Annotated in this window: 18 protein-coding genes; 8 read left to right on the forward strand and 10 right to left on the reverse strand. The window is 63.6% G+C overall.

Annotated features, from left to right (window positions below):
* Positions 1 to 16: 16 nt before the first annotated feature.
* The 9 genes from OH764_RS06475 to OH764_RS06515 all read right to left on the reverse strand — a co-directional run bounded on the left by OH764_RS06475 (position 17) and on the right by OH764_RS06515 (position 11284).
* On the reverse strand, positions 17 to 1210 hold the full coding sequence (locus tag OH764_RS06475) for a polysaccharide biosynthesis/export family protein (RefSeq protein ID WP_498848447.1): 1194 nt from the start codon (positions 1208 to 1210) through the stop codon (positions 17 to 19).
* Between the two features lie 37 nt (positions 1211 to 1247).
* Positions 1248 to 2201 carry a glycosyltransferase family 2 protein gene (locus OH764_RS06480; RefSeq protein WP_498848448.1) on the reverse strand — a complete coding sequence of 318 codons (954 nt, stop codon included), beginning with the start codon at positions 2199 to 2201 and terminating at the stop codon, positions 1248 to 1250.
* Between the two features lie 2 nt (positions 2202 to 2203).
* The gene (locus OH764_RS06485) at positions 2204 to 3613 is read right to left on the reverse strand and encodes a sugar transferase (protein WP_498848449.1); all 1410 of its coding nucleotides are present in this window, start codon (positions 3611 to 3613) and stop codon (positions 2204 to 2206) included.
* Positions 3614 to 3649: 36 nt separating this feature from the next.
* On the reverse strand, positions 3650 to 4384 hold the full coding sequence (locus OH764_RS06490; RefSeq protein ID WP_006048767.1) for a Crp/Fnr family transcriptional regulator: 735 nt from the start codon (positions 4382 to 4384) through the stop codon (positions 3650 to 3652).
* A gap of 625 nt (positions 4385 to 5009) precedes the next feature.
* Entirely contained in the window at positions 5010 to 7595 is a 2586-nt protein-coding gene (locus tag OH764_RS06495) for a glycoside hydrolase family 2 protein (RefSeq protein WP_498848450.1), read from the reverse strand.
* 41 nt (positions 7596 to 7636) lie between these two features.
* Positions 7637 to 8722 (reverse strand): DUF1839 family protein, encoded by a 1086-nt coding sequence (locus OH764_RS06500; protein WP_498848451.1) that lies wholly within the window; start codon positions 8720 to 8722, stop codon positions 7637 to 7639.
* A complete protein-coding gene (locus OH764_RS06505; protein ID WP_498848452.1) occupies positions 8719 to 9783 on the reverse strand; it encodes an amino acid--[acyl-carrier-protein] ligase in 1065 nt (354 codons plus the stop codon). Before OH764_RS06505 ends, OH764_RS06500 begins: the two co-directional genes overlap by 4 nt.
* Complete coding sequence (locus OH764_RS06510) at positions 9783 to 11039, reverse strand: acyl-CoA dehydrogenase family protein (protein WP_498848453.1); 1257 nt, start codon at positions 11037 to 11039, stop codon at positions 9783 to 9785. The genes OH764_RS06505 and OH764_RS06510 overlap by 1 nt, the downstream gene beginning before the upstream one ends.
* Positions 11036 to 11284 (reverse strand): acyl carrier protein, encoded by a 249-nt coding sequence (locus tag OH764_RS06515; RefSeq protein ID WP_020065747.1) that lies wholly within the window; start codon positions 11282 to 11284, stop codon positions 11036 to 11038. Before OH764_RS06515 ends, OH764_RS06510 begins: the two co-directional genes overlap by 4 nt.
* A 274-nt stretch (positions 11285 to 11558) precedes the next feature.
* Between OH764_RS06515 and OH764_RS06520 the strand changes: the two genes are divergently transcribed.
* The 6 genes from OH764_RS06520 to OH764_RS06545 are packed head-to-tail and all read left to right on the forward strand — an operon-like array spanning position 11559 to position 19593.
* Positions 11559 to 12092, forward strand: coding sequence for a GNAT family N-acetyltransferase (locus OH764_RS06520; RefSeq protein ID WP_020065748.1), 534 nt, complete (start codon positions 11559 to 11561; stop codon positions 12090 to 12092).
* The gene (locus OH764_RS06525) at positions 12092 to 13630 is read left to right on the forward strand and encodes an O-antigen ligase family protein (RefSeq protein WP_498848454.1); all 1539 of its coding nucleotides are present in this window, start codon (positions 12092 to 12094) and stop codon (positions 13628 to 13630) included. The genes OH764_RS06520 and OH764_RS06525 overlap by 1 nt, the downstream gene beginning before the upstream one ends.
* 23 nt (positions 13631 to 13653) lie before the next feature.
* Positions 13654 to 14832: a glycosyltransferase family 4 protein gene (locus OH764_RS06530; protein ID WP_498848455.1), complete on the forward strand. Its 1179-nt coding sequence runs from the start codon at positions 13654 to 13656 to the stop codon at positions 14830 to 14832.
* Positions 14829 to 15986, forward strand: coding sequence for a glycosyltransferase family 4 protein (locus OH764_RS06535; protein WP_498848456.1), 1158 nt, complete (start codon positions 14829 to 14831; stop codon positions 15984 to 15986). Before OH764_RS06530 ends, OH764_RS06535 begins: the two co-directional genes overlap by 4 nt.
* Positions 15987 to 15997: 11 nt before the next feature.
* Positions 15998 to 18442 carry an NHL repeat-containing protein gene (locus OH764_RS06540; protein WP_498848457.1) on the forward strand — a complete coding sequence of 815 codons (2445 nt, stop codon included), beginning with the start codon at positions 15998 to 16000 and terminating at the stop codon, positions 18440 to 18442.
* Positions 18439 to 19593 (forward strand): glycosyltransferase family 4 protein, encoded by a 1155-nt coding sequence (locus OH764_RS06545; RefSeq protein WP_498848458.1) that lies wholly within the window; start codon positions 18439 to 18441, stop codon positions 19591 to 19593. The genes OH764_RS06540 and OH764_RS06545 overlap by 4 nt, the downstream gene beginning before the upstream one ends.
* 115 nt (positions 19594 to 19708) lie before the next feature.
* On the opposite strand, the gene OH764_RS06550 is transcribed toward OH764_RS06545, so the two are convergent.
* The gene (locus OH764_RS06550; RefSeq protein ID WP_498848459.1) at positions 19709 to 21166 is read right to left on the reverse strand and encodes an MATE family efflux transporter; all 1458 of its coding nucleotides are present in this window, start codon (positions 21164 to 21166) and stop codon (positions 19709 to 19711) included.
* A gap of 232 nt (positions 21167 to 21398) precedes the next feature.
* Between OH764_RS06550 and OH764_RS06555 the strand changes: the two genes are divergently transcribed.
* Positions 21399 to 22364 (forward strand): glycosyltransferase family 2 protein, encoded by a 966-nt coding sequence (locus OH764_RS06555; RefSeq protein WP_498848460.1) that lies wholly within the window; start codon positions 21399 to 21401, stop codon positions 22362 to 22364.
* A 153-nt stretch (positions 22365 to 22517) separates the two neighbouring features.
* Positions 22518 to 24407: an alpha/beta fold hydrolase gene (locus OH764_RS06560; protein WP_498848461.1), complete on the forward strand. Its 1890-nt coding sequence runs from the start codon at positions 22518 to 22520 to the stop codon at positions 24405 to 24407.
* The last annotated feature ends 12 nt before the right edge of the window (positions 24408 to 24419 follow it).

Genomic DNA, 24419 nt, shown 5'->3' on the forward strand with positions numbered 1-24419 from the left:
CTCCGTTGCAAGCAATTTATCTGGACAACTGGACGGTGTAGAACAGCGACTGGAGAGTCGGCGTGATCTGTTCGAGTGCGCGATTGAAGCGCGCGGCATTCGACACTTGCACGTACACCACATCCTTCGGTTGCAGATCGAACTTGGTCATTAGCATCAACGCGTCCACTTGCGTCATATCGAGTTGATAGACGTCGGGCGTCAGCGTTTTGTCAGCGCCACGCACCACATAGACGTAACGCGGATCGCCGGTCTTCACATCGAGACTGCCTGCGCCGGTGAGTGCGTCGGCGAGCGTGAGACGGCCGCGGTTCATCGGCAGCGAAGTCGGCTTGTTGACTTCGCCGAGCACGAATACGCGGCTATTCGAGCGATCCGGCACGTCGATGATGTCGCCGTCCTTCAGCAATACGTTCTGCTGCGGGTCGCCGGTTTCGAGTAGCGCCGCTACGTCGACCGTATGGCGTTTGCCGTCGCGCGTGACGCCGACGTTTTGCAGATCGGCGTCGGGCAGCGCGCCTCCCGCACGGTTGATCGCGTCGAGCACGGTGAGCGGCGCATCGGTGATTGCTTCGGACGCGGGCGTGCGCAGGTTGCCGGTCACCTGCACCGACTGACTGTTGAAGCCCGACACGTGCACGTCGAGTTGCGGGTCGCGAATCGTGCGGGCGAGACCTTTGGTCAGCGCTTCCTGAACCTGTTGCGCGGTCATGCCTTGCACCTTGATGCGGCCCACGCGCGGAAAGAAGATCGTGCCGTTGTTGGCGACACGCACCGTGAGACCGCCTTCGCCGCTGCTCATCGTGGTGGGCGCAATGGGCGTCGCGCCTTGGGTCTGCGTGGGGCCAGGAGAGGGCGCAGCGCTACCTGCGGGCAACGGCGGCGTGCCGGTCGCGAGGCCCATGCCGCCCGTCAGTTCGGGGTGATCCCAGACGATGATGGTCAACTGGTCGCCTATCCCCAGCCGATACTCGTAAAGGCCGCGCGTTTGCGGCGTGAGGCACGTCAACGGGCACACGGCGGGAACGGTGGCCGCGCGTTGCTCGCGGAAATAGCCGACGTCGATTGCGTGCACCGGAAACTTCTCGGCGGTCTGCTCGGGCGGTGCCGGCGGTTCCAGCCGTTTCGTGTCGAGGTATGGTCCGGGCGCCAGTGAACAGGCGCATAGAGATGCAGCCGCGAGCGTCGCGGCAATTGTTTTGATAGTCATTTTATGGTCCCTTCGCGTGTAGCCGGTACGTCGATGGTTAGCGCACCGCTTCCTGCCATGCTCCGCGCATTGCGCGTAAACCCACTCGCCATTTGCGAAGCGCAAGCGCCAGTCCGCCGCGCTCGAATGCCAGCGACAATGCGCGCAGAAACCCCGGGTCTGCGCGATCGCCGATTAGCGTCGAATAAGCGACGAACGCCCATCGGCCAGGCGGCGTCAGGTGTTCGCACATGATGAGTCGGAGATTGAACGACGCGTTATAAAAGGCCGCGTCGTTAAATGTGAAGCGCTGATCTTCGTCGCCGCGCTGAGCGGGAAAATGTTCGACGAGCAGCGCCGGGTCGTAGACGAGCTTCCAGCCGCGCCGCCGCACGTCGAGGCTGAAGCCCATTTCGCAATGAACCTGCGCGCCGCTACCCCGCAAGCGCGCGTCGAAGCGCAATGTGCCGATCGCCTCGCGGCGAAACGCCATGTTCACGCCTTTGAGCACGTGAACTTCGCGCGCCTGGCCGTGGCCGATGTGATGATTGCCGATCGTGCGGCCGTACCATCGCACGATGCCCACGCACGGCTTCTGCCCCTGCAGAATGCCGTTGCGTTCATGCACGATGTCGCGCCCGCCAAGGCCGCCCAGGCCCGGATCGCTCTGGAATGCGCGGGCGATTCGCGCGACCCAGTCGGAATGCGGAGCGGCGTCGTCGTCGGTAAAACACAGCACGTCGCCACATGCGCTGTCGATGCCGAGGTTGTAGGCGGCCACCACACCCGGCTTATGCACGAGCACGACGTAGCGGCGCGGATCGGGCCGGTTGGCTTCGCGCGTGCGAAGCCAGTCGAGCGTCGCGTGGTCGTCGTGACGAGCGATGACGATCACCTCGTCAGGACGGCGCTCCTGTGCGTCGAGCGCGGCGAGGCACCGCGCCAGATCCGCGGTGCGTCGATACGTCGGCACGATCACTGAGACTTTCACGAGCGGTTCACGTAGCGGCATGATCAGAATGCGTTGCGGCCGACAAAGCCCTTGAAGATCGTGATGAAGACAATTTTCATGTCGAACCAGAACGACCAGTTGTGGATATAGAAGAGGTCGAACTTCACGCGCGCTTCCATCTTTTCCACTTTGCGTGTTGCGCCGCGATAGCCGTTCACCTGCGCCCAACCCGTGATGCCGGGTTTGATACGGTAGCGGTGCATGTAGCCGTACACCTGGTCCTTGTAGAGATCGTCGTGCTCGATGGCATGCGGACGGGGGCCGACCACCGACATCTGGCCGAGCAGCACGTTCAGAAACTGCGGCAGCTCATCGAGGCTCGTGCGGCGCATGAAGCCGCCGAGCTTCGTCACACGCGCGTCGTTGCGAGAGGCCTGGGTGAGCTCGCCATGCGCTTCCTGATGCACCGTCATCGAACGGAACTTGTAGATGGAGAACGTCTCGCCGTCGGCGCCCTTACGGGTCTGGCGGAAGAACACCGGTCCTCGCGAAGTGAGCTTGATGCCGACGGCGAGCACCAGGAAAACCGGCGCAAGCGCGATCAGCGCGGCCGCCGCGAAGAGGCGGTCGAAAATCAGCTTCGGCCACATCTGCGGCGGCGAGAACGGCGGCGCTCCAAGGTTCAGCGTGGGCAAACCCACTACGTCGACGAGCGAGTGGTTGAAAAGCGAGAGGCTGCGTACATCGGGAATAAAGCGCAGATTCACGAAGTCGTTCCTGAACATGCGCTGGAAACGATAGATCATGCGTTCTTCTGATAAGGGTAATGCGAGCCACACTTCGTTCACGTTCTCGTCCCGCACTTTTGCGGCAAATGTGTTCAGGTCGGTCAGTACCGGCAGGCGGTTCAGACGCGCGCCGTAAGCGCCGCACGCTTCGATGCCCGCATGAATGCTGGTGTGAATGCTGCTGTCGAATACGCAGACCGGCTTGAAGCCCGCTTGCGGCGCACGTTCCAGATGGGCGAGCAACGTGCGCGCAAACCCGGGGGCGCCGACGATTGCAACCGTGCGGAAATTCATGCCGCGGCGCCGTACACTGCGCAACGCCACGTGCACCCCACATTTGGTTGCGATGATCAGCACACCGGAAATCAGCGTCGAATAAGCGAGCCACAAACGCGACACCTCATCCATGCGATGCAGCGTGAACGCAAGCAGCAACGCACCGGCGACGACGGCGAGCCATGCAGCCGCGACTCTTGCGAGCATCGACATCAAAGGCTTGCCGCGCCACGTTTCGTACACGCCGAAGCCGGGAAACATCAGCAGCACCAGTACGCAGTTAAACGCGATCAGCAGGCGTTCCGTATCCAGCAATGCGGCGAGCGTCGAAAACCGCATCCAATGGGCGAGCAGGCCTCCCGCGATCACGAAGATTGCGTCGAGGCATCGCGCAGTATTCCTGAACATTATTGACTCTGCGAGGTAGTCGAACGGTGCGGTGTTTTATTCGACAGTCTCAGCCTGGCGCAGGCGCGGCAGAAGGCGGTCGAACTCGCGCTTGACGAGTCCGTAGCATTCGCACGCACGCGCTTCGAGCCCCTTGCGATCGAGTACCTTGATATGTCCGCGGCTATGATGGATCAGGCCTTCATCATGCAGCTTGCCGGCCGCTTCGGTGATGCCCTCGCGGCGCACGCCAAGCATGTCGGCGATCAACTGCTGCGTGACCGTCAGATCGTTCGACGCGACACGGTCTACTTCGATGAGAAGCCACCTGCACAGTTGTTTGTTCAGTGCGTGATGACGGTTGCAGGCTGCCGTTTGCGCGACTTGCGTGAGAAGAGCGTGCATGTAGAGCAACATCAGCCGGCGCAGGAAATCGGAGCGTGCGAATTGCTGCTTCAGAGCTTGAGCGCTCATCCGGTACGCGAAGCCGGCGCATTGAACCTGCACCCGATTCGGCATGGTCTCGCCGCCCGTGAGCACCGGCACACCCGTCATGCCTTCGCGGCCCACCGCGGCGATTTCCACCGAGCTGCCGTCTTCCATCGTCGACAGCATCGAAATGATTGCGGTAGTGGGGAAGTACACATGGTGAATACGTTGGCCCGAATCGCAAAGCAGTTGCTCAGTGCGTAGATGAACCAGTTCGAGGTGCGGAGCAAGTGCTTGCCATTCGTGTGACGGCAATGCGCCGAGCAAATGGTTTCCATGCAGATCTGATTGAAGTGTCAACATGATCGGTCCTCGCGTGAAGGCGCGCGTGTTCGCGTCTTCCTGTTTTTGATCCGATTCCTGCATCCTTTTATAAGTCCTGCTGCATTGCGCGCAGCGGAGGATGAATGGAACCGGCCCCGTATTTGCCTGATGCGCGACGCCGTTTTCGTTGCTCCCCTGCGGCGTCGCGGTGTCGCGTTCTCCTATTAGCGAGGACTGTGCCAACCATAGGGAAAAGCCTGACTGGTGCGACGCAGCGAGGACGTCAGTGTGGGTTGGCCCACCGAGATGCGGCTTTTTGTTTCAATTCTGTACACCGGTCAGCCTGGCTGCCGGCGTCGTGAGCGCTGTTTTAATATGACCCAAGTGCTTGATCCAATTGGATTCGCGCCCGCTGGCAGGGTTATCGCGCAGCAATCGCCGAGGTGAACCGGGCCTTTCCTGGCACCGCTTCACGCGATGTCCGCGATGTGCCGGAATTGATTCAGATGTGTTCAACGCTCTGCGTTCGCTGGCGTACGGTTCGTCATTTGTGGTTTAAAGAGTCGCAAAAAAAACGACAGTGATGGGCCGCCGCAGACAAATGCATTCGGCGCAGCGCGAGGTTTTACGCGGCTTGCGAAGGGATGAGCGGTAGAAGATACGTTTACCCGTAGAACGTGGGGCTTGCCGCATTCAGCGCGAGCACTTCACCGGCGGGCGCCGCATTTGTTGCATCCGCTTTAAAGCTGACGTTCGATGCACGCGCAACCACTGCGCTTTGCGATGCATTCGGCGCGAGCGGAATGAGCGGCACGATGCAAGGACGGTTCGGCGCAAGGTGGAACCAGTCGTGCGCGGCGCGGTAGTTCGCATCATTGATATGAACGAAGCGCGCGAAGCGCTGCGCTTCTAACACCAGCTGCCAGCCGTCGTCTGCGCGCTCGACTTCGACGGTCAAGCCGAGTTCGTGACGCTGGCCGATGCGCCGCTCGGGTAAATGAAACGCTTCGGACAGAATCTTTCCGCTGGCCGCATCGCGCAACGTCGCGATCGTTACGTCGTGCGCGCGCGGGCCGAAGCGGTAGGCATGCGTCAGATCAAAGAACTGACCGAGACACGCGGCGGCCGGGATACGCTCGGTGGAACGGGGCGCGAGTTGCACCGCACGGCTCACCTGTGCAACTTTCACGCGGCCGTCGCGCAGACAGACGAGTTCGAGTTGCGCTGTCAACGTTTGCGCGCGCTCATTGATCAGGTGGATATCGAGGCCGTTGAGGCCTTCGTCGGTAAGCAGCACCTGTATGGGTTGGAGTGTGTGGGCGAGGCCGTGTAAAGCGCTTTTAGGGCGTCCCGTGGCGTCGATCAAACCCCAGCCCGCGCCCGGCCGCAAATCCTGAAGCTGCCAGACGAGTCCGCCGCCGCAGTCCGATCCGTTCCTGCGCCATTCGGTGAACACCTCGGCCATCAGTTCGGCCACCACTGCCCGCGACGCGTCCAGATAGCGCTGAGGGTCTTCGTATCTCAGACGCGCCGGCTCGACGCCATAAAGCGTCTGAAGATAGTGGTCGCGCACGTCGTCGAAATCCCATCCTGCGCCGGGATCGCGCGGCACTGCGGCTTTCCAGCGCGGATCGTGCGGATGGATCGTGCCGAGCGCTTCGTTCAAGGTGGCGTCGTCCGGCACGTTGGCAAAAGCCAGACACTCGGCAGCAAACCGCACGTGTGAGCGGCGCGCATCGTCGAGGGGCCGCTGGTACGCGCCCACGCCGTAGTAGTGAGTGACGCCCTCATTAGTGCAAAACGGCCACACGCCCGTCGACGGGGAGTTGCTTACATAAGGCACGTCAGGCCGCTCGCGAGCGGCGATAGCGGGCAATAGCTCGTCGAACACTGGTTGCACGCGCATCGAAGGCGGCAGCCCGAACATCGCGGCCTGCTGATCGGCCTCGCTGCCGCCGCACAACACCGCGAGCGACGCAAAGCGGCGCGTGCGGCCGAGGAACTGCGTGGCTTCGCTTTCGATCGACGCACGGAAAGCCGCGTCGTTCGGGTAGTCAAAATTCGCCAATGCGAAGTCCTGCCAGACGAGCACGCCATATTCGTCGGCGAGTGTATAGAAGAGGTCGGACTCGTAGACCATCGTGCCGCCCACGCGCAGCATATTCATGCCTGCGTCGCGGGCCAGTTCGAAGGCGTGCCGGAGTTGCGCTTCGCTGCCGGCCAGCGTGACAAGGTCGGCGCTCGTCCAGCACACGCCACGGCAAAACACCGGCACGCCGTTGATATGCAGCGCAAAGCCCGTACCGTCAGCGCCGCGGTCCACGACGATCTCGCGAAAGCCGATCGAGCCGAGCGGCAGCGGAATGACCCCGCTGTCATCGAGATGCAATAGAAGTGGATATAAAGTGGGCGCCCCGTGCGTGTGGGGCCACCAGCGTTCGACGCAGGGCACCCGCACACTGCCGGTCAGTGTGAAGGCGTCGCGCCATTGCAACGACGAAACGTGGTCGCCGCAGCTGAGCGAAGCGCGGCACGCCGCGCGATCGTGCGGATGAACGAAACGTAGCGTTAGCGAAACAATTCCGTCGTCGCCGTCGATCCGGCTCGCGACTCCGACGCGGTCGACCGCGTTCCGCGCATCGCTCAGCATCTCGACCGGCCGCCACGGTCCGACCGCGTGTACAGAAGGGCACCAGCCCGGCATGTGGCCGAGCAGCGTCGTGCGGACGTTGCGTAAAGTGGGCGGCGAGACGAGCCGCGGCCGCCATCTTGCACGCGAGCGTTTTGCCGCCAACGCTGGCGCTAAAGAGCGAAAGCATAGGTCGAGTGTCGCGCTGCCGTTCAGTTCGACGTCGAGCTCGTGTGCGACGAACATCGAATCGGATTCTAGGCGTCTGATGCCGTCGAGCCAGACTTCCGCGATGGTTGCCAGTCCATGTAGACGCAAGCGCCGTTTGCCCGAGCCGTTCAGCGTCACGCGATACCAGTGATCGTCGAAGGCGAGTGGTTCGGGATGCGCCACGTCGAAGAGACCCGCGGCTCGCCGCGCGCTCGCCACCGTGCCAGGAACCTGCGCTGCGAGCCAGCCGTTGTCGGGCAGCTCGCCCGGTGACGCACATGCGCCGGCCGGTGTGCTGACGCATTGCCACCCGGTGTCGAGTCGCTGCGGCCAGATGTCGTCGGGCGCGACGGCGGGCGAGCCGCCTATGTCATCGGCTTCGGGCACCGGGTCGGTCGTCAGTGCATCCACGGCGGGTTCCTGATGAGTCCCCGGGGCTCGGGGCACATGCGTCACGACACGAGAGCGGCGAGCGGCGGCAGTGTCTGTTCGTAAGCGCTTTCGAGCACGTCGAAGCAGTCGTCGCACGCGTCGCGGCGTCCGCGCGCGGTCGCTCGCACGAGCCGGAACTGCATGACCATCGACTCCGACGCGATACGTTGCGCGGCGGCGGGAATCGTCGCCGGAATCTCAAAACCTTGCTCGGAGAGCCACAGCAGGTACTTCGAGAGAAACTCGAAGTTCGCACCGAGCTGCCGCATCAGATTGAACGAGTACGGGTGAAAGAACGCCTCGCCGCGCGCCATCAGCGTATCGAGGTGGTCCGGGAATGCGGCACGCCATTCGGAGATCGGATTCGTCAAAGGCCGCCGGCTTAGATGCGCGCACAACAGTTCCGCCGACGCTTCCGCGAGCGCCGCGCCTTCCAGCGCGGGCCGCGCCTGCTTCGCGAATTCGACGTAGGGGAACAGCAGGTCAGGCTGCTGTGCGAATTGCGGCAGCTTGCGGAACACGCCGTCGTAGTCCTCGCCATCCAGCATGTGATAGCCGGTGTTGTGAAAATAGCCGAGACGGCGCGCGTCCGGGTCGATGAAGTCGATGCCTACCGTGGTCTTCGGATGCTCACGACGATACGACGTGGCGCGCGTGTTCGGCAGATAAAAACCGTCTACTTCGACGAGCACCGTGTGGCCGCGCTGAGTCTGCGCGAGCACGCGTGCTTCGAGCGAGTCATAGATCGCGAGTTCCTGGACCTGGGTGCCGTAGAGCCGCTCCAGGTCTTCAAGAGGGAACTTGAAGAACGTGAACTGATCGCCTTCGAAGTCCTGCGTGACGGTGAAGCCAAACGCCGCGCGCGGATCAAGACCGAAGCCGTGCAGCAATTCGATCCACAGATCCACATAGCAGTTGGTTTCCTGCCAGACGCGCTCGCCCTGATGCCATGCATGCGGCTCGTGCTGTCGCGCACGCGCTGCTTGCGCGTGGAGTGCGACTGCTTGCGATGAAGCGTGCGCAGCGTTAGCAGTCGATGCGCGTTGCCGAGGCAACTGCGATGTAGAGAATGCGTTTCCCTGCAAGCGCCTCTGCGATGCACTCATGCGCCGTCTCCGGTGTCCGATGCTGCAGCCAACGCGTGCATCTGTGCCATGCCGTGCGCGACGCGTGTTGCAGTATCGCCCCATAGCAAAGCGCGTACGTCGTCGGGCCATGCTTTCACGTCCAGCCCGTGATGACGGAACAGCGCGAGCGTGATGCGCTCCATGCCGAAGCCGACGCAGCCCGTATGCGCGAGCGTGCCGTCTTCGCAAGCGATCTTCCAGATCTTGCCGAAGTGGTCCATGTGATAGTTGAACGACAGGCACGCGGTTTTGCTGTCCGGGTTCGCCACAGGAATCAGCAGTTCGAACTTGAGCGCCTGGGCGCGCTGACTATCGGCGACGATCTTCCCGCCACGTCCGAAAAACGGGTCGTTGGCGAGGTCCACTTCGACAGGCAATTGCAACAGGGAGACGAGCAGCGAGCCGCGTTCAATCCACATCTGGCGGAACGCCATTACCTCGTGGGCGTTGCCGAGCCGCACATATTCGCGCTGACGGAACATCTGCATGCGGCCGGGATCGAGAGAAGGCTCGTGGCGAAAGCAATACGAGAGCACGTCGACGGTGCGTCCGCCGGCAGGCAGCGGGCCACGCCGCGCCAGTACCGGATAGATCGGATAACAGGCGGCCGGCGTGAGCACCACGCGCGTGGGCTTTTGCTGCGCCATCCATTCGTCGCTGCGATCGTCGTCGCTCGCGTTCATCGCGTGATCGAGCGCCTGCAACAGGCGCCGGTGGCCCATGTCGTTGCCGCAAAACGAGTGAATGGTGCCGGCGAGGTCGGGGAAATTCTTCAGATACTCGCTATCCTCGAAGTCTGTCCGGCGCATGGCGGGTGGAAAGCGCAATACTTCGGCATCCTGATCGGCGCCAAGGTGCGTGATAGCCACGTTCAGCCGATCGACGACATCCTCGAAAATCTGGCTGCGGCCATACAGTCCATTTTCACCGGTGTCGATCAACAGGCCCGCGGCCAGCAACTCGTCGCGAAAGGTGGGCGCAATGTGTTGGTCGCCATTCGTGGCGGTAGCGAGCGCAGCGGTATCGGTCATCGTATTCATCAGGCTCTCCCCGGCGCGGCAGGGCGCTGCGCGAGCAGCAGGCTCGCGGTGTTCTGCGCGATGCGGTCGTTATTGATCATGAGCGGTGCGGAGTAGAGATCGCGCAAATGGCGTCCCACGCTGTACGGCGTGCCGTTCTTGTATCCGGCCATGCCGCAGATCATCATCACTTCGTGCACGACGTCCAGTGCAATCGTCGAGATGCTCGTCTTCAGCGTGTTCATGTCGGACGCGAAGCCGAGCATCGCCGCGAGCGGAGCATCGGCTTGCGATTCATGAAGGCGTGCGGCGTGCGCAGCACGCGCCGCGTCGAGTGCTACGGAAAGGCGCGCCTGCATCATCTGCAACAACCCGACAGCATGCGCGAGGCGCACGCCGGCCGGTGAATTCGCGCCGGGCTTCGAGCGAGCCTGTGCCCTGTAGAAGGCCTTAGCGCGATTCACCGCGTCGGCGGCCACACCCGTCCATACCGATGCCCACAGCGTGTGCGAGACCGGCAGCATGGTCTGGTCGGCGATCTCGGCGAAGGGCGTCGGCAGGATCTGCGCGGCAAGACCGGTGGCGACCAGTCTGAAGCCTTCGCTGCAGGTGCCGCGCATACCCATCGAATCCCAGGCGCCGCGTTTTTCGAGTAGCGTTTGTTCGCGTAACGCGACGATCAGCACCTGGTCCGAGGCGGCCGACTCCGCCGTGCGGCGGGCGGTGACCAGAATGGCGTCCGCATGCGCGCCATATGAAATCGTCGGGGCGAGTTTTTCGATCGAAAAGCGCTCGCCGTCGGCCTCGACCGAACAGGCGCTCGTGCGCATATTGCCGCCGATCGTTTCCTCAGACGTGGCCGATGCGAAAAGCCATTGTTGCTCGCAAAGTTGCGCGAGCAACTGCCGGTGCCATGGCGACTCGCTGCCGTGCTCGTCGATACAGGCGACCTGGATCTGATGCATCGCATAGATCATCGCGGTGGAGGCGCAGCCCTGGGCAAGCGTTTCGCAGATTGCGCCGACGTCCGCAAGCGAGAGGCCCGCGCCACCGTATGCCGCCGGCACCATCGCCGAGAGCAGCCGCTCGCGCTTGAGTGCCGCGAACGCTTCGGCGGGAAAGCGGGCTTCGCCGTCGACGGCGTTGGAGAACTGCGCGGCGACTGCCGCACAACGTTGCGCCGCAGCGCGCCAGGCGGGTTCGGGCTCGATCGCCGTCAGAGCCGCGGGCGTGGTCGCGGCCGCCGAAGCAGCCGGATCGAGCAGTGGGGTGTTCATGCTGCTTTCGCCTGTTGCAGTTCGGTAACGGCGGCGGCCATCGAATCGATGCTCGAGAACAGCCGGCGCGTGAGCATGCGGTCTGGAATCTCGACGTCGAATTCATCCTCGATTGCGAGCATCAGGTGCACGGTCGCGAGGGAGGAGAGGCCTGCGGCATAGAGATCGGCATCGTCCGCGAGGCTCTCCGGCGATACGTCGAGGCGAGCGGATTCGGAAAGGATGCGTCGCAATGCGGTTTTCATGGTGGTGTACCCCTCAGTTGTGCAGCGGTCTCTTCGCGTTCGCCGACGTAGACGAATGCATGCGGCCGATTTTTTTATTCGCGACGTGAGGCGCGATCCGGTGCCTCGTATTTAAGAATCGCCAACCCGCAGCGTCAGTGCGATGCCGCACGGAAACGCATGTATCGCGGCCTTAACGTGTAGCCATCAGACGGGCTGGCGTGTCTAACGTGGCCCAGGCGGGCGGCGTGCGGCGCCGGTCCGTTAAACATAAAAGAATCCGCTGGGGAACGTGATGAACTGGAAAACGCTGGAATTCGAGCAGCTTTCGGCACGCGAGCTGTACCTGATTCTGCGGGCGCGCAGCGCGGTGTTCGTCGTCGAACAATCGCATGTCTACCTCGATGCCGATGGCCGCGACGAGGAATCGCTGCATGTGTTCGCCGTGGAGGACATGGGGCGGCCCATGCCGATTCTCGCCTACGCTCGCGTGCGGCCCGGCGACGCCGAAGATCCCGAGATCACGATCGACAAGGTATTGACGAGCCCGCTGCGGCGCGGCGACGGTACCGCCGAAATGCTGGTGGAGCGCGTATTGCAGGCTATTGCCGAGCGTTGGCCGGGACACGCCGCGCGTGTGAGCGCGCCGCTCGGCTTGCGCGAGTTCTACGAGCAATTCGGCTTTCGCAAGACGGAAGGTCCATACCTCGAACATGGCGTGCCTTTTATCGGCCTAACGCGGCACATGCGCGCGTCGCAGCCGCTCGCTGTATTGCGGCGACGTGAGCGCGATCGTGCTGCGCTCGTCAACACGTTCGAGATGCTGTAATGGAGCGGTTGCTGATCACGCCGTCGAGCGCGCGGCTCGCGCTGCGCACGCCGGCTGACGACAGGCACGGTGCAACGACGAGGAGCGAACGAGGAGCGGCGAGAGCCACGCGCACTCGCCGCGCGTCACGGACACTGCGGCACCCGCTGCGTTGGCCGTTGCTGCTGTTCGGCGTGACGCTGGGCCTCATCCTGCTGCATCAGGGAAAAGTGGTCGAGCTGTTCTTTCCAGCCGGTGCCTTTGGCGTTGCGCTGTTGCTGTACCGGCGCTCGCCGGCTCACTACCTCGGATTCGTCTGCTGGCTTTTCTTCCTCACGCCGGAAGTAAGGCGTCTCGCGGATTTTGTGAGCGGAGCGTTCAATCAGCAAAGTCCGATCATGGTCGCACCGCTGCTGGCGGTGGCGCTCATGGGATTCACGCTCATCAAGCACGTCTCTGCATTCGGGCAGCGTCGGGCCGCACCGCTTCTGTTGATCGTGATCGCGCTTCTGTACGCGTACGTGGTGGGCTTTGTGCAAGCAGGTCCTGCCGCCGCAACCTTTACGCTGATCAACTGGCTCTATCCAGTGATGGTCGCGTTTTATATGACCGTGACGTGGCGCCATTATCCGGACTACCACCGGGTCCTGCTGAAGACATTCGTTTACGGCGGACTCCTGATGAGTCTCTACGGATTGCTTGAATTCATTTCGCCGATGCCGTGGGATGCGTTCTGGCTGATTGCCTCGAAGATGGAATCTGAGGGCCAGCCGGTGCCGTTTGGCATGCGCATCAGCAGCACGATGAATTCTTGCGGGCCGTTCGCAGTCACGCTCATGACTATCCTGCTGATGTCGCTCGCGGCGCGCGGCAAAGCGCGCATCGTGCTCGGCTGCGTCGGCATTCCCGCGCTGCTGCTCACCAGCGCGCGCAGTACGTGGGGCGGTTTTGCAATCGCGCTTGTCTATTCATTCGCCATGCTCGACGGTAAAAGCCGGATGCGCTTGCTCGCCGGCGTATTCGGGCTTGCCGTGATGGCCGCGCCGCTAATGATGATCGATCAGGTGGCCGAGCCCGTGATGCGCCGCTTCAGCACCATCCAGGACATCGGCGAGGACAACAGCTACCAGGCGCGCGCTGAGTTCTACAAGACGTTTCTTTCGTCGGCGCTCACCGATATCGCGGGTCAAGGCCTCGGCGCGACGGGTCAGGGCACCAAGCTGTCCGACGACAAATCCGCCTCCGCAATAGCCGACTTCGACAGCGGCCTGATGGAAGTGCCATTCGTGATGGGTTGGCCAGGCACGTTGCTGTACGCGACAGGCGTGGTCATGTTGCTGTGGCGCGCGTATCGCGCGAGCCGATCGCATCCAACCGATCTTCTCGCTATCTCCGGCGTAGGTGTGGCCGTCGCCATTTTCTCGATGATGATTTTCATCAACACGCTTACCTCCGTATCCGGGATGTTTTTCTTTCTCGGCGTGACCTTGCCGGTGATTTCGTCGCGCTATGCGCGAGAGCGGCACGCCACGAATAGCGCGGCGCTTTCGCGGACCTGATAATTCAAATGAAGGACAACGGGATGCGAATTCTCATCGTTACCCATGTCGTGCGCAAGAACGATGGGCAAGGGCGCGTGAACTACGAGATCGTGCTGGCGGCGCTGGCTGCTGGGCATACCGTGACGCTGCTTGCCGCAGAAGCGGCCGCGGAACTGGTCGCGCATCCGCGCGTGCGTTTCGTGCGCGTTTCGAAGAGTCGCCTGCCGACACGGCTGGTTCAGTATCAGATGTTCGCTTTGCGCTGCGGCGCGTGGATTCGCGCTCACCGCAATGAGTTCGACGTCGTTCATGTCAACGGCTTCATTGCATGGGCCCGCTCCGACGTCAACGCGGCGCACTTCGTGCACGACGGCTGGTATCGCTGCGGCTTCTATCCGTTTCGTCTGCTGCACAGTTTCTATCACGCGTATCAGGTTATCTATACGTGGCTGAACATCGCATGCGAGAAGTGGGCGTTTCGCCATACCGAGGTCATCGTGCCGGTTTCGCAGAAGGTGGCGGGCGAGGTGCGGGCGCTGGGCGTCGGCGCGGCGCGCGTGCAGGTGATTCATAACGGCGTGGATGTCGACGAGTTCAGGCCCGGCGCTTGCGAACGCGCGCGTTTCGGTTTGCCGCAAGTACCGTTCGTGCTGTTGTTCGCGGGCGATCTGCGCATGTCGCGCAAGAACCTCGACACCGTGCTGCATGCGCTGATCCATACGTCCGCCGACGTGCATCTCGCGGTCGCGGGCATTCTGCACAACAGCCCTTATCCGGCTTTGGTCGAATCGCTCGGACTGAGCGCACGCGTGCACTTCACCGACATGGTGATGGACATGCCCGCGCTGATGCGCTCGGTCGATGCGTTCGTGTTTCCTTCGCGCTACGAACCAATGGGTCTGGTATTGCTGGAAGCCTTGTCCGCGGGATTGCCGGTCATCACGGTGCGCACTGCCGGCGGCGCCGAAGTGATCGAGCCGGGCAGCGGCGTGGTGCTCGACGATCCTGACGACGCGGCGGCGCTCGGCGCGGCCATCATGCGTGTGGCGAGCGATACGGACTACGCGCGAAGCCTCGGCACGCGCGCGAGAGAGGTGGCGAAAAGCCTCAGCTGGCAAGCCATGGCCGAGCGCTATCTGACAGTCTACGAGCAGGTGCATGCACGCCGCGCGGCACAACCGTTGCCGCCTGCATGCGCGACTGAGCCGGTGAAACTATGAGCGCGGTTCCGATCGATTCGCTGCAAATCGGCATGCACTGGTTCGACGAACGGCCAGGCGGTCTTGATCGTATGTTTCAGGCGCTGGTGGATACGCTTCCCGCTCAAGGGGTGAACGTCCGCGGCATGGTAGCGGGAAGCGCAGACGTGATCGAGGCGTCGGGTGGCCGCGTGCAATCGTTCGCGGGCGCGCAGGCGCAACTCGGCGCGCGGTTGCTGGGCTCCCGCAGGCATTCGCGTGTGCTGCGAGCCGCGCGCATGCCTGACATCGTCGCGACGCATTTCGCCCTTTATGCAGCGCCGACAGCGGGCGTGTTTCGCAACGTGCCGAAGGTCGTTCATTTTCATGGACCGTGGGCCGCGGAGTCGTATCCGGGCGGCGGAGGTGGTTTATCTCGCGCGTTGCGTGTCGCGCTCGAACGTTTCGTGTATCGCGGCGCAACACGTCATATCGTGCTGTCTAAGGCATTCGGCCGTCTGCTTCATGAGACGTATGGCGTGAGTGAGGACAGCATCCGCATCGTGCCGGGATGCGTCGACGTCGCGCATTTCGACACTGGCATGACGAAGCTCGAAGCGCGTCGGCAACTCGGCCTCGCAGCGGACCGGCCTCTGATTTTCTGCATGCGCCGTCTGGTGTCGCGCATGGGGCTCGAAGATCTGATCGACGCGATGGCGATTGTGAAGCCGTTGCTACCAGACGTATTGCTGACGATTGCGGGCAAGGGTCCGCTTGCGTCGCAGTTGCAGGATCGCATCGTCGCGCGCGGCCTCGAGGGCAACGTGACGCTTGCCGGCTTCGTGCCCGACGAGACCGTGCCGCTGTGGTACCGCGCGGCCGACCTCTCGGTGGTGCCGACCGTATCGCTGGAAGGCTTCGGCCTGACTACGATCGAATCGCTTGCTGCCGGCACGCCGGTTCTGGTGACGCCGGTAGGCGGCCTGCCTGAGGCCGTGGCGCCGTTGTCGCGCGATCTGGTGCTGCCGTCCGGCGGTTGTAAGGCGATCGGAGAAGGCATGGCCGATGCATTGCTCGGTCGGCTCAAGTTGCCGGACGAAGAGGCATGCCGCAAGTATGCGCGTGAGCACTTCGACAGGCCGGTGGTGGCCGCGCAGGTCGCGCAAATCTATCGCGAAGCGATCGACGTGTTCTGACGCCGGACAACATGCGACGCCTCACACGCAAAACATTCGAGCGACTGGTGTGCGCTGGCGCGCTGGCGCTCCCGCTGGTCGTGCTGCTTGCGGCGGGCGAATCGAAGCACGGCGCGGGCGGTGCCCGGTTGCCAGGAGGTGGAGCCTCTACGGGCCAACTGAAAGCTCCGCCTGCGGCTGCAAAGATGTTGATCCAAGCCACCGAAGCGGCGGCCAGCATCCCCCCAGCCAGCGCACAAGCGACCGGTGCGAATAATTCGCCTTCCTATGTAACTTCGTGGATTGGCAATACATGGGGTTACGGTGATCAGCGCTGGATGCAGATCGACATACAGGCGATGGCAGTCACGCCGCAAGGCGACGTCTTCACCAATGCACCGTGGGACGAGGGCGGTGGCGAACTCGGTCAGTACCGCAATGCCGAGGTGCTCCGCCATGGCGGCGAGACGCATGGCTGGGGAATGATGGGTGGCGACGCGATTGCCGCGAACGACGAGTACGTGTACGTCGCACAAACCATGGTTAGCCTCGGCAACGAAACCGCGAAGCACAGACCGTCGCCACGCGAAGGGGACGTGTGGACCGGTATCTCGCGCCGCAGCCGTGCGGACATTCGCGACGGCGTGCCGTTCGCGGGGCAGGTGAAGTTCCCAACCGGCAGCCGCCTCGCGTTCCTGCTCATCGCCACTTATTCCGGCAAGGCCGACTACGCGATTCGTGGTTTGGCCGCGGACGACACGCGGCTCTTTGTCTCGAACGCGCTCGAGAATCGGGTGCAGGTGTTCGACGCGCAGACCATGCAGGCAATCGGCGCATTCCCGGTACGTGAGCCGGGCCGCCTCGCGCTCGCGCCCGACGGTTCGTTATGGATCTTGGAGAACAGCCGCACAGACGGCGCGCAACGCGTCGTGCACCATGCCCGCAATGGGGCGGTCATCGGCGAATTGCCGTTGCCTGAAGGCGTCGTGCCGGCGGATCTGACCGTCGATGCACGCGGACGTCTGTTGATCGCGGACAACGGTGTGCGCCAGCAGATCCTGATTTTTACCGGCGACGCGAATGCGCGGAATAACGCGTCGGCGGGCAATATGCAGCAGGGAACGGCCATGAAATTGACGGCCAGCTTCGGAGAAAAAGGCGGTATCTACGCGGGGCGCGCTGGCGCGCCCGGGCCCCGGCGTTTCAACGGTCTGACTGGCGTGGGCGTGGATCGCGCGGGCAACATTTATGTGTCGATGAACGGTGCCGGTCCGCGCTCCTACGGCACCGGGCCGAGCACCTACGACGGCGCGCTGCTCGAAAGCTATGCGCCCGATGGACGGCAGCGCTTCAGCCTGCAAGGGCTGCTGTTCGTCGACGGCGCGCAGTTCGTCGATGGCAATCCGCCGTCCGTGTACAGCGGCAGCAAGCGCTTCACGCTGGATCTCGCGCGCGCGCCGGGCAACGAGTGGTCGTATGCGGGTTATACCGCCGACCGTTTCCGCTACCCATACGATCCGTACTTTCATCTGTACCTGGGCGGCCAGCGGGGCATGCCGATGGTGCGCGACATCGACGGGCACCGGCTGCTGTACACCACCGACATGTATTCGTCGTATCTGCGCATCTATCGTTTCGCCGAAGATAGCGAGACGGCGATTCCGTCGGGGCTGTTCGCGCAATCGCACATAGACGGTCCGTGGCCGCGCAATCAGCCGGCGCGCGGTGAGTGGATCTGGCGCGACGTGACGGGCGCGGGCGACTTCTCCCGTGCCGCATTCGACCAGAACGGCAACGGCGCCGATGCGCCCGCAATGCGAGGCTGGTGGGTGGATAGTCGCGGCGGCGTCTGGCAGGGCACCGAAGCGGCGGGCATTCGCTGCTTCCCGCTGCAAGGATTCGACCGCGTCGGCAATCCGATTTACCGTTACACGGCGATGCGGCAATACCCGGTTCCCGCGCCGTTTTACCGCGTCGCACGGCTCAACTACTTTCCCGAAGACGACACACTGTTCATCTCCGGCTCGACGCGCGCGCGGCCGTTTGTTCAGGACAACTGGAATAGTGCCGGTTCGCAGCTTGCGCGCTACGACCACTGGAAAAGCGGCAAGCCGGTGCTGCGCTACCTGATCGACCTGCCGGACCGCGGTCCGCCCGAATGGCTCTCGGTCAACGGCTTTACGGTGGCGGGCGACTTCATCTTCGCCGTCGAGACGCGCAGCGCAGCCGTGCGGATTTATGACCGCGCGAGCGGGCGCGAAGCCGGCCGTCTGACACCGGGCAAGGAAGTGGGCGCGTCGAGCGGCTGGGCCGACGTGCCGATGCCTGTCACCGCGCATCGTCTCGCGTCGGGCGAATACCTCCTATTCGTCGAAGAAGACGCACACGGCAAGGTATTGATGTACCGGTTCACGCCGTCAACGGCCGCGCTCGCGGCTGCTCATCGCAACTCCATCGACGTTGCAGGAAAATCATGAAAATCATCCATCTCGCCAATCACGCGCTGAATGTGGGCAACGGCATCGTCAATGTGATGGTCGATCTCGCGTGCATGCAGGCGCGCGCCGGACACGATGTGACGGTGGCCTCGGGAGGCGGCGGATTCGAGGATTTGCTCGCGCGGCACGGTGTGCGTCATGTGCTGTTGCCGCAATCGCCGCGACCTTTACGCGTGCCGGCGATGGTGGCGCGCTTCAACAGGCTCGTATCGCAAATCGACCCTGACGTCGTGCATGCACACATGATGACGGGCGCGCTGATCGCGCGCTTCGGCGTGCCGCGGCGGCGCTTCGTGCTGGTTACAACGGTGCACAACGAATTTCAGAAGAGCGCGACGATGATGCGCGTCGGCGACTGCGTTGTCGCTGTCAGCGAAGCGGTATCTGCCGCGATGGAGCGGCGCGGTATTCCGAAGTCGCGCCTGAGCGTCGTGCGTAATGGTGCGCTCGGAACGCCGCGGCTCGCCGACGCGATCGCGCCGCGCTTGCCTTTACTGACTCATCCGTGTGTCGTCACGCTCGCCGGCATGTATGAACGCAAGGGTATCCGCGACCTGTTGCACGCGTTTGCCGCGCTGCGCGAGCGCGTGCCCGGCGCGATGCTGTACCTCGTGGGCGAAGGTCCCGACCGCGCCGCGATGGAGCAACTGGCCTCGCAACTCGGCATCGCGCGGCATGCGCGTTTCGAAGGGTTCGTTGCAGATCCGCGGGCTTATCTCGCGCAGGCCGATGTGTTCGTGCTGGCCTCGCACAACGAACCGGCGGGCCTCGTGCTGTGCGAGGCGCGCGAGCAGGGATGCGCAATCGTCGCGACGCGCGTGGGCGGCATTCCGGAGATGCTCGACGGCGGCGAGGCGGGTGTCCTCGTGCCGCCGCATGATTCCGCTACGCTGGCAAACGCGCTTGAGCGGCTTCTCACCGATCCGGCGAGGCGCGCCGAATTGGCCGCACGCGCGGTGCAGGATCTCGAGAAGTTCAGCGTGCAGCGCGTGAGCGACGGCTATCTGGCGATCTACGAACGCACGCTTGCGAGTTGCCAGCCGCGCCGCTTCGCCACCATTGCCACGCGCGATATCGACGCAGCTCGCGTCGGCATGACGGAAAGTGTGAGCCACTCGGCGCCGCTGTAAGCGCGGCGTTGCGCTCACGGCGGGCGTTTTTTACCGGGTCTGCGTGATTTCGTCAGCGCACCGGCCACGAATGATCCGTGGCCAGCGCGATATGTCGTGAAGATGTGATCCGACTTCAGCTTGCCGATAAGGTCAGCCTGGTCCAGAGCTTGTACACGAGGCTACGCAATTCACTGGAGCCATGCAGCGACAAAGCCAGATTCGCGCACACCAGCACGAGCGCGGCGGCAATCAGTGAGGACGGCGCGCTGATCGACTCGGCGAGCGCCAGCGCCACCAGCAGAAACGCGAGATGCACGAGCATATTGCGCACGATCGAGCCAACATGCAGCCGGGCAAAGTGAAGCAGCACGCCGTAGTCGAACAGCGCCTTCGACACCACCACGACCGCCGCGCCCATGATGCCGAACCAGTGGATGCCACACCACAGCGCGCCGGCGAACACGGGCAGCTGCGCCCAGCTGACGCCCGCGATAGCGGCGGGACTGGTCTGCGCCTGAATGAGTATGCCCAGAATGCCCGCCTGCCCGCCGAGCCATACGGCGAGTATCAGCACGCACGCGACGGGCGCCGCAGTGGCGACCGTCGGCCCGAGCCACACGACAAGGAAGGGCTTGAGCGCGAACATTGCGACGATCAGGCAAGGCGTGAATGCGCCGTTCAGCAACGCGAGCGCGCTATGCGCGATCGCGTCCGCGTCTGCGCGCGACACGGCGGACAGACGCGGGAACAGCGTGCGCACCATCGCGACGGGCAGCAGGTTCAGACGCGTGATCAGGTTCTGGGGTGTCGCATAGTAAGTCACGAAGCTCGCGCCGAGCAGCGCGCCGACCAGCACGCGGTCGAGTGTCGACGCAATCATGCCGGCGCCGGAAAAGAGCAGCATCCAGCGGCCGTAACGGAACAGTTCGGCCATCACGCGCCATTGCGGCATGCGCACGCGTCGAATGCCGATCGCACGAAACGCCGCGGCACCGAGCATCAGACCGGCGAAGAGCCGTGCGAGAACCGCGGCCGGAATGACCACCGCAAGCGAAGGCGAGAAGCAGAAGATCGCCGCGAGCGGCGACAACTGGAAGAGCGCGGTGCCAAGCGTCTGATTAACGTTGAAGCTCGCGAAGCGTTCGACCCCGTTGATCGCGCCCGCGAACACCCATGACACATTGGCAATGGGGACGGCCACCGCAATCCACGGCAGGCTCGCCATCACCTCGCGCTGGAACGCCGGCTCGATCTTCACACCATGCGTGATGTAGACGACCGTGCCCGCGTAAATGATGAGCCCGCCCACGATGCCGGTGCCGAGGTTCATGAACCACGCGCTCCAGAAGATGCGTTCGAGAGAGTCGTCGTTAGCGGCGCGCGCTTTGGAGATCTGATTTTCGGTGGCGAGGCTCGTGCCGAGATCCAGTACGCTGAAGTAGCCGATCAGCGTCCACACCAGATTGATGACGCCGTAGCGTTCCACGCCCATCAGATGAATATAGGCGGGCACCGTGACGAGGGAAATGAACGTCGGAGCGATCGCTCCCGCAAAGTTAATGACGATGTTCCTGACGATACTTCTTTCCATGGTGCGCTGTCCGCGGGAATGTCGTGCAATGGTGCGGTTGGTACGGGGCGTTGTCGGTGCGCGGCCGCACCCACGAGCGCGTCCCGCACGAGGGCGTCGGCTTGTCGCCGGCTTGCATAGTGCGCTTGCGCGCCGCTTGCGTGTGTGGCGGGGCGTACAGATGGGCGCTCTGCGTCGCGGTTAAATCAGCTTCGACCGCATACGGCCGGTGAACGGGCATCGCGAGGACAGCGTGAAGGAATCGAAAGAATTGAACCCGCGGCTCATCTCGATCTGCATACCGACCTGCAATCGACCGGGTCTGCTAGAAGAAGCGATTGAAAGTTGTGAAGCGCAGACATACGGCGAGTTCGAAATCGTGATCGGCGACGATTCGAGCGACGAGCGCACGGCACAGATGGTCAAGCGTTGCCGGGCGCGCGCGAGGCATCCGATCCGCTACGAACGAAACCGCCCGAGGCTTGGGCAGGCATCCAATGTGAACCGCCTTTTCGCTCGCGCGGGCGGGGCGCGGCTCGTGTTGCTGCACGACGACGATCTGCTTGAACCAGACGCGCTGAGTACGCTCGATGCGTGCTGGCGCACTGATCCGGAATTGACCGCCGCATTCGGCAAACAGCGCGTGATCGCCGACGACGGCACGCCACGGCCGGAAGCCACCGCGCGGCTCAATCGCGACTACCGGCGCGTGCCTGAGCGTGCGGGACGGCTCGCCGTGCCCGCGCTCGCCGGCATCGACCAGATGTTCCCGAACAACGGCTATCTGGTGGATACGCTGGCCGCCCGACGTGTCGGTTATCGGCTCGCGGCGCAAGTGGGCGAAGCCTGTGACTTCGATTTCGGTTTGCGCCTATGCATGGAGGCGGCAGCCGTCTGCTTCGTCGACGAGTTCGTTTCCATTTCGCGCGAGACGGCATTGTCGATCTCGACGCATGCGTTGCCCGCGATGCATGCGTTCGCGCAGTTGTGCGCGAGCGATGTGCCCGCCGCCGCACATGCCGCGCGCGACGATGCGCTGCGGCGCGTCGCACCGCGCGCCGCTTCCGCGTATGCCCGCGCCGGTGACGCGCGCGCCGCGTGGCGGGTGCTGCTGTCGAAGCATTACGCGTTGCGCGACCGGCTGCGCGCGCGCTTTTTGTACCACCTGCTGCTGGCCACACGCTCGACGCTTGGCGCCCGCATGCCGCCTGGCGGTTGAGTCGCCAGGCTGGCGGCACGACGCATTCGCGGATGCGTCGTGCTGGGATTAGCGTGGCAGGAGCAATGCAGCCAAGGCAGTGTGGCGAGGCGTACAGAGGCGAGGGGCGGGCTTTGCTGTAATGCCCGAAAGAAGACTTGTGAGGAGCGTAGCGTGAGGCCAGTAGTCTTCGATGGCCAGTTCGGCTGGTTGCATCCCGCAGCCGGGCCGCATGGCGTGGTGCTCTGCCACCCGTTCGGCTACGACGCGCTTTGCACCTATCGCGGCATGCGCCGGCTCGCCGAGCGCCTCGCGATGCGCGGCGTCCCGGTACTGCGCTTCGACTATCCGGGCACGGGCGACTCGGCTGGCGATGCGAGCGAGCCGGGCCTCTGGCGCGCGTGGATCGACAGCATCAGGAAGGCCGTGGCGTTGCTGCGGCAATCGACGGGCATCGAGCACGTGAGCTTGTGCGGCTTGCGGCTTGGCGGCACACTCGCCGCGCTTGCCGCTCAGGAACTGGGCGACGTCGACGGTCTCGTGCTGCTCTCGCCCGTGCTGTCCGGCAAAAATTATCAGCGTGAGTTGCGCGCCGGATATCGTCAATGGCTGTCGATGCCCGCGGCAATGGATTGCACGCTTGAGCCGGACACCGACGAGTTCGTCGAGGCGTACGGCTTTCGCCTCTATCGCGAAACCATCGAAAGCTTGCGTGCGGTCGACTTGCGGCGCGATGCGCCGTCACCCGCGAGGCGCGTGCTGGTGCTCGATTCGCTGGACGCGACACGCGTCGATGCACTGGTCGCGCATTACCGGGAGCAGGGTGTCGAGGTCGAGCGCCAGGGCTTCCACGAATACAGCAAGTTCATGATGGAGGCGCTCGACAGCGAGATACCGCACGCGGCGTTCGAGTCGATTGAGAATTGGCTGGCGGGAGACTCGACAGGCAGCGCTGCAGCGGTGTCGACCGGGAGTGCATACGCAGGCGATGCCGACGGCCACATCGTCGAAGCGGGCGTGACCGAAACGCCCGTGTCGATCGACAACGGCAGACTGTTCGGCATCTACTGCGTGCCTCATGCTCATTCAGCGACGAGCGGCAGCGCAAGCGCCCCCGCGGTGCTGATAGTCAACACGGGCGCAGTGTCCAGAATCGGCAACGCGCGGCTCAGCGTGCGTTTTGCGCGGCGTCTCGCACGGCAAGGCATTGCCTCGCTTCGCGTCGATCTCGGCGGACTCGGCGACAGTCAGCCTTCGCTCGATGCGGTCACGCTCGATGCGCTCTACGCGCAGAACGGCGCTGACGATGCCGCCTGCGCCGCGCGCTGGCTCACGGCGCGTGGCCACCGCGGTGCCGTGCTGCTAGGCATCTGCGCGGGCGCCTACGTCGGTCTTCATGCCGCATCGCGCGAGCCCGCGGTGACGGGCGCGATGCTCGTCAATCTGCAGAAATTTACGTGGCGCAACGTTTGCGATGAAAACGGCAAGCCGACCGTGCAAGTCGCGGCGATCGGCTCGACGCGCAGCTATTTTCGCTCGATGTGCGAGCCGCGCAAATGGCTACGCGTAGTTAAAGGGCAGACGGGCGGCTGGCCCGTTGCGCGCGAACTGGCGACCCGTGTTGCGGCGCTTTTGCGGGCGACGCTTGCGGATCGGATCGAGCGAATTACCGGACTGCAGCTTGGCGCTAACGAGGAGCGTCGTCCGTTTGCGGCGCTCGACGCGCGTGGCGTCGAGACGCGCCTTCTTTACGGCGTGCTGGACGAAGGTGTTGAAGAACTCGAGAAATACTTCGGAGTACGTGGCATCAGGTTGAAGCGATTGAGCCGCGTTCGCGTGGTCTTTTGCGAGCGCACCGACCACGCAATTCTGTCCGCGAGCGCGCAGGAAAACGTGATGTCGCATTTCGAGGACTTCTATCGAAGCCAGTTCGGCGAGCATCCTGGTGCCGCCAGGCTCGAAGCCGGCGAAACTGGCGCGACCCATTGCAGCGGGCCCCGCACGCGCGCGGCGCAATGGCTCGTCAAGCATGCGCGTGCATTTCGCCCAACCGGAGAAGCGTGATGAAACTCGTGG

The organism is Burkholderia sp. M6-3, assembly GCF_050858985.1.
In the GTDB taxonomy this organism is placed as follows: domain Bacteria; phylum Pseudomonadota; class Gammaproteobacteria; order Burkholderiales; family Burkholderiaceae; genus Paraburkholderia; species Paraburkholderia caledonica.

Excerpts from the sequence above, each read along its gene's own strand:
- OH764_RS06475 (WP_498848447.1), bottom strand. The coding sequence starts at position 1,210 with ATGACTATCAAAACAATTGCCGCGACGCTCGCGGCTGCATCTCTATGC.
- OH764_RS06520 (WP_020065748.1), top strand. The coding sequence starts at position 11,559 with ATGAACTGGAAAACGCTGGAATTCGAGCAGCTTTCGGCACGCGAGCTG.
- OH764_RS06525 (WP_498848454.1), top strand. The coding sequence starts at position 12,092 with ATGGAGCGGTTGCTGATCACGCCGTCGAGCGCGCGGCTCGCGCTGCGC.
- OH764_RS06550 (WP_498848459.1), bottom strand. The coding sequence starts at position 21,166 with ATGGAAAGAAGTATCGTCAGGAACATCGTCATTAACTTTGCGGGAGCG.
- OH764_RS06540 (WP_498848457.1), top strand. The coding sequence starts at position 15,998 with ATGCGACGCCTCACACGCAAAACATTCGAGCGACTGGTGTGCGCTGGC.
- OH764_RS06485 (WP_498848449.1), bottom strand. The coding sequence starts at position 3,613 with ATGTTCAGGAATACTGCGCGATGCCTCGACGCAATCTTCGTGATCGCG.
- OH764_RS06510 (WP_498848453.1), bottom strand. The coding sequence starts at position 11,039 with ATGAACACCCCACTGCTCGATCCGGCTGCTTCGGCGGCCGCGACCACG.
- OH764_RS06530 (WP_498848455.1), top strand. The coding sequence starts at position 13,654 with ATGCGAATTCTCATCGTTACCCATGTCGTGCGCAAGAACGATGGGCAA.
- OH764_RS06500 (WP_498848451.1), bottom strand. The coding sequence starts at position 8,722 with ATGAGTGCATCGCAGAGGCGCTTGCAGGGAAACGCATTCTCTACATCG.
- OH764_RS06490 (WP_006048767.1), bottom strand. The coding sequence starts at position 4,384 with ATGTTGACACTTCAATCAGATCTGCATGGAAACCATTTGCTCGGCGCA.
- OH764_RS06545 (WP_498848458.1), top strand. The coding sequence starts at position 18,439 with ATGAAAATCATCCATCTCGCCAATCACGCGCTGAATGTGGGCAACGGC.
- OH764_RS06515 (WP_020065747.1), bottom strand. The coding sequence starts at position 11,284 with ATGAAAACCGCATTGCGACGCATCCTTTCCGAATCCGCTCGCCTCGAC.
- OH764_RS06535 (WP_498848456.1), top strand. The coding sequence starts at position 14,829 with ATGAGCGCGGTTCCGATCGATTCGCTGCAAATCGGCATGCACTGGTTC.
- OH764_RS06480 (WP_498848448.1), bottom strand. The coding sequence starts at position 2,201 with ATGCCGCTACGTGAACCGCTCGTGAAAGTCTCAGTGATCGTGCCGACG.
- OH764_RS06505 (WP_498848452.1), bottom strand. The coding sequence starts at position 9,783 with ATGAATACGATGACCGATACCGCTGCGCTCGCTACCGCCACGAATGGC.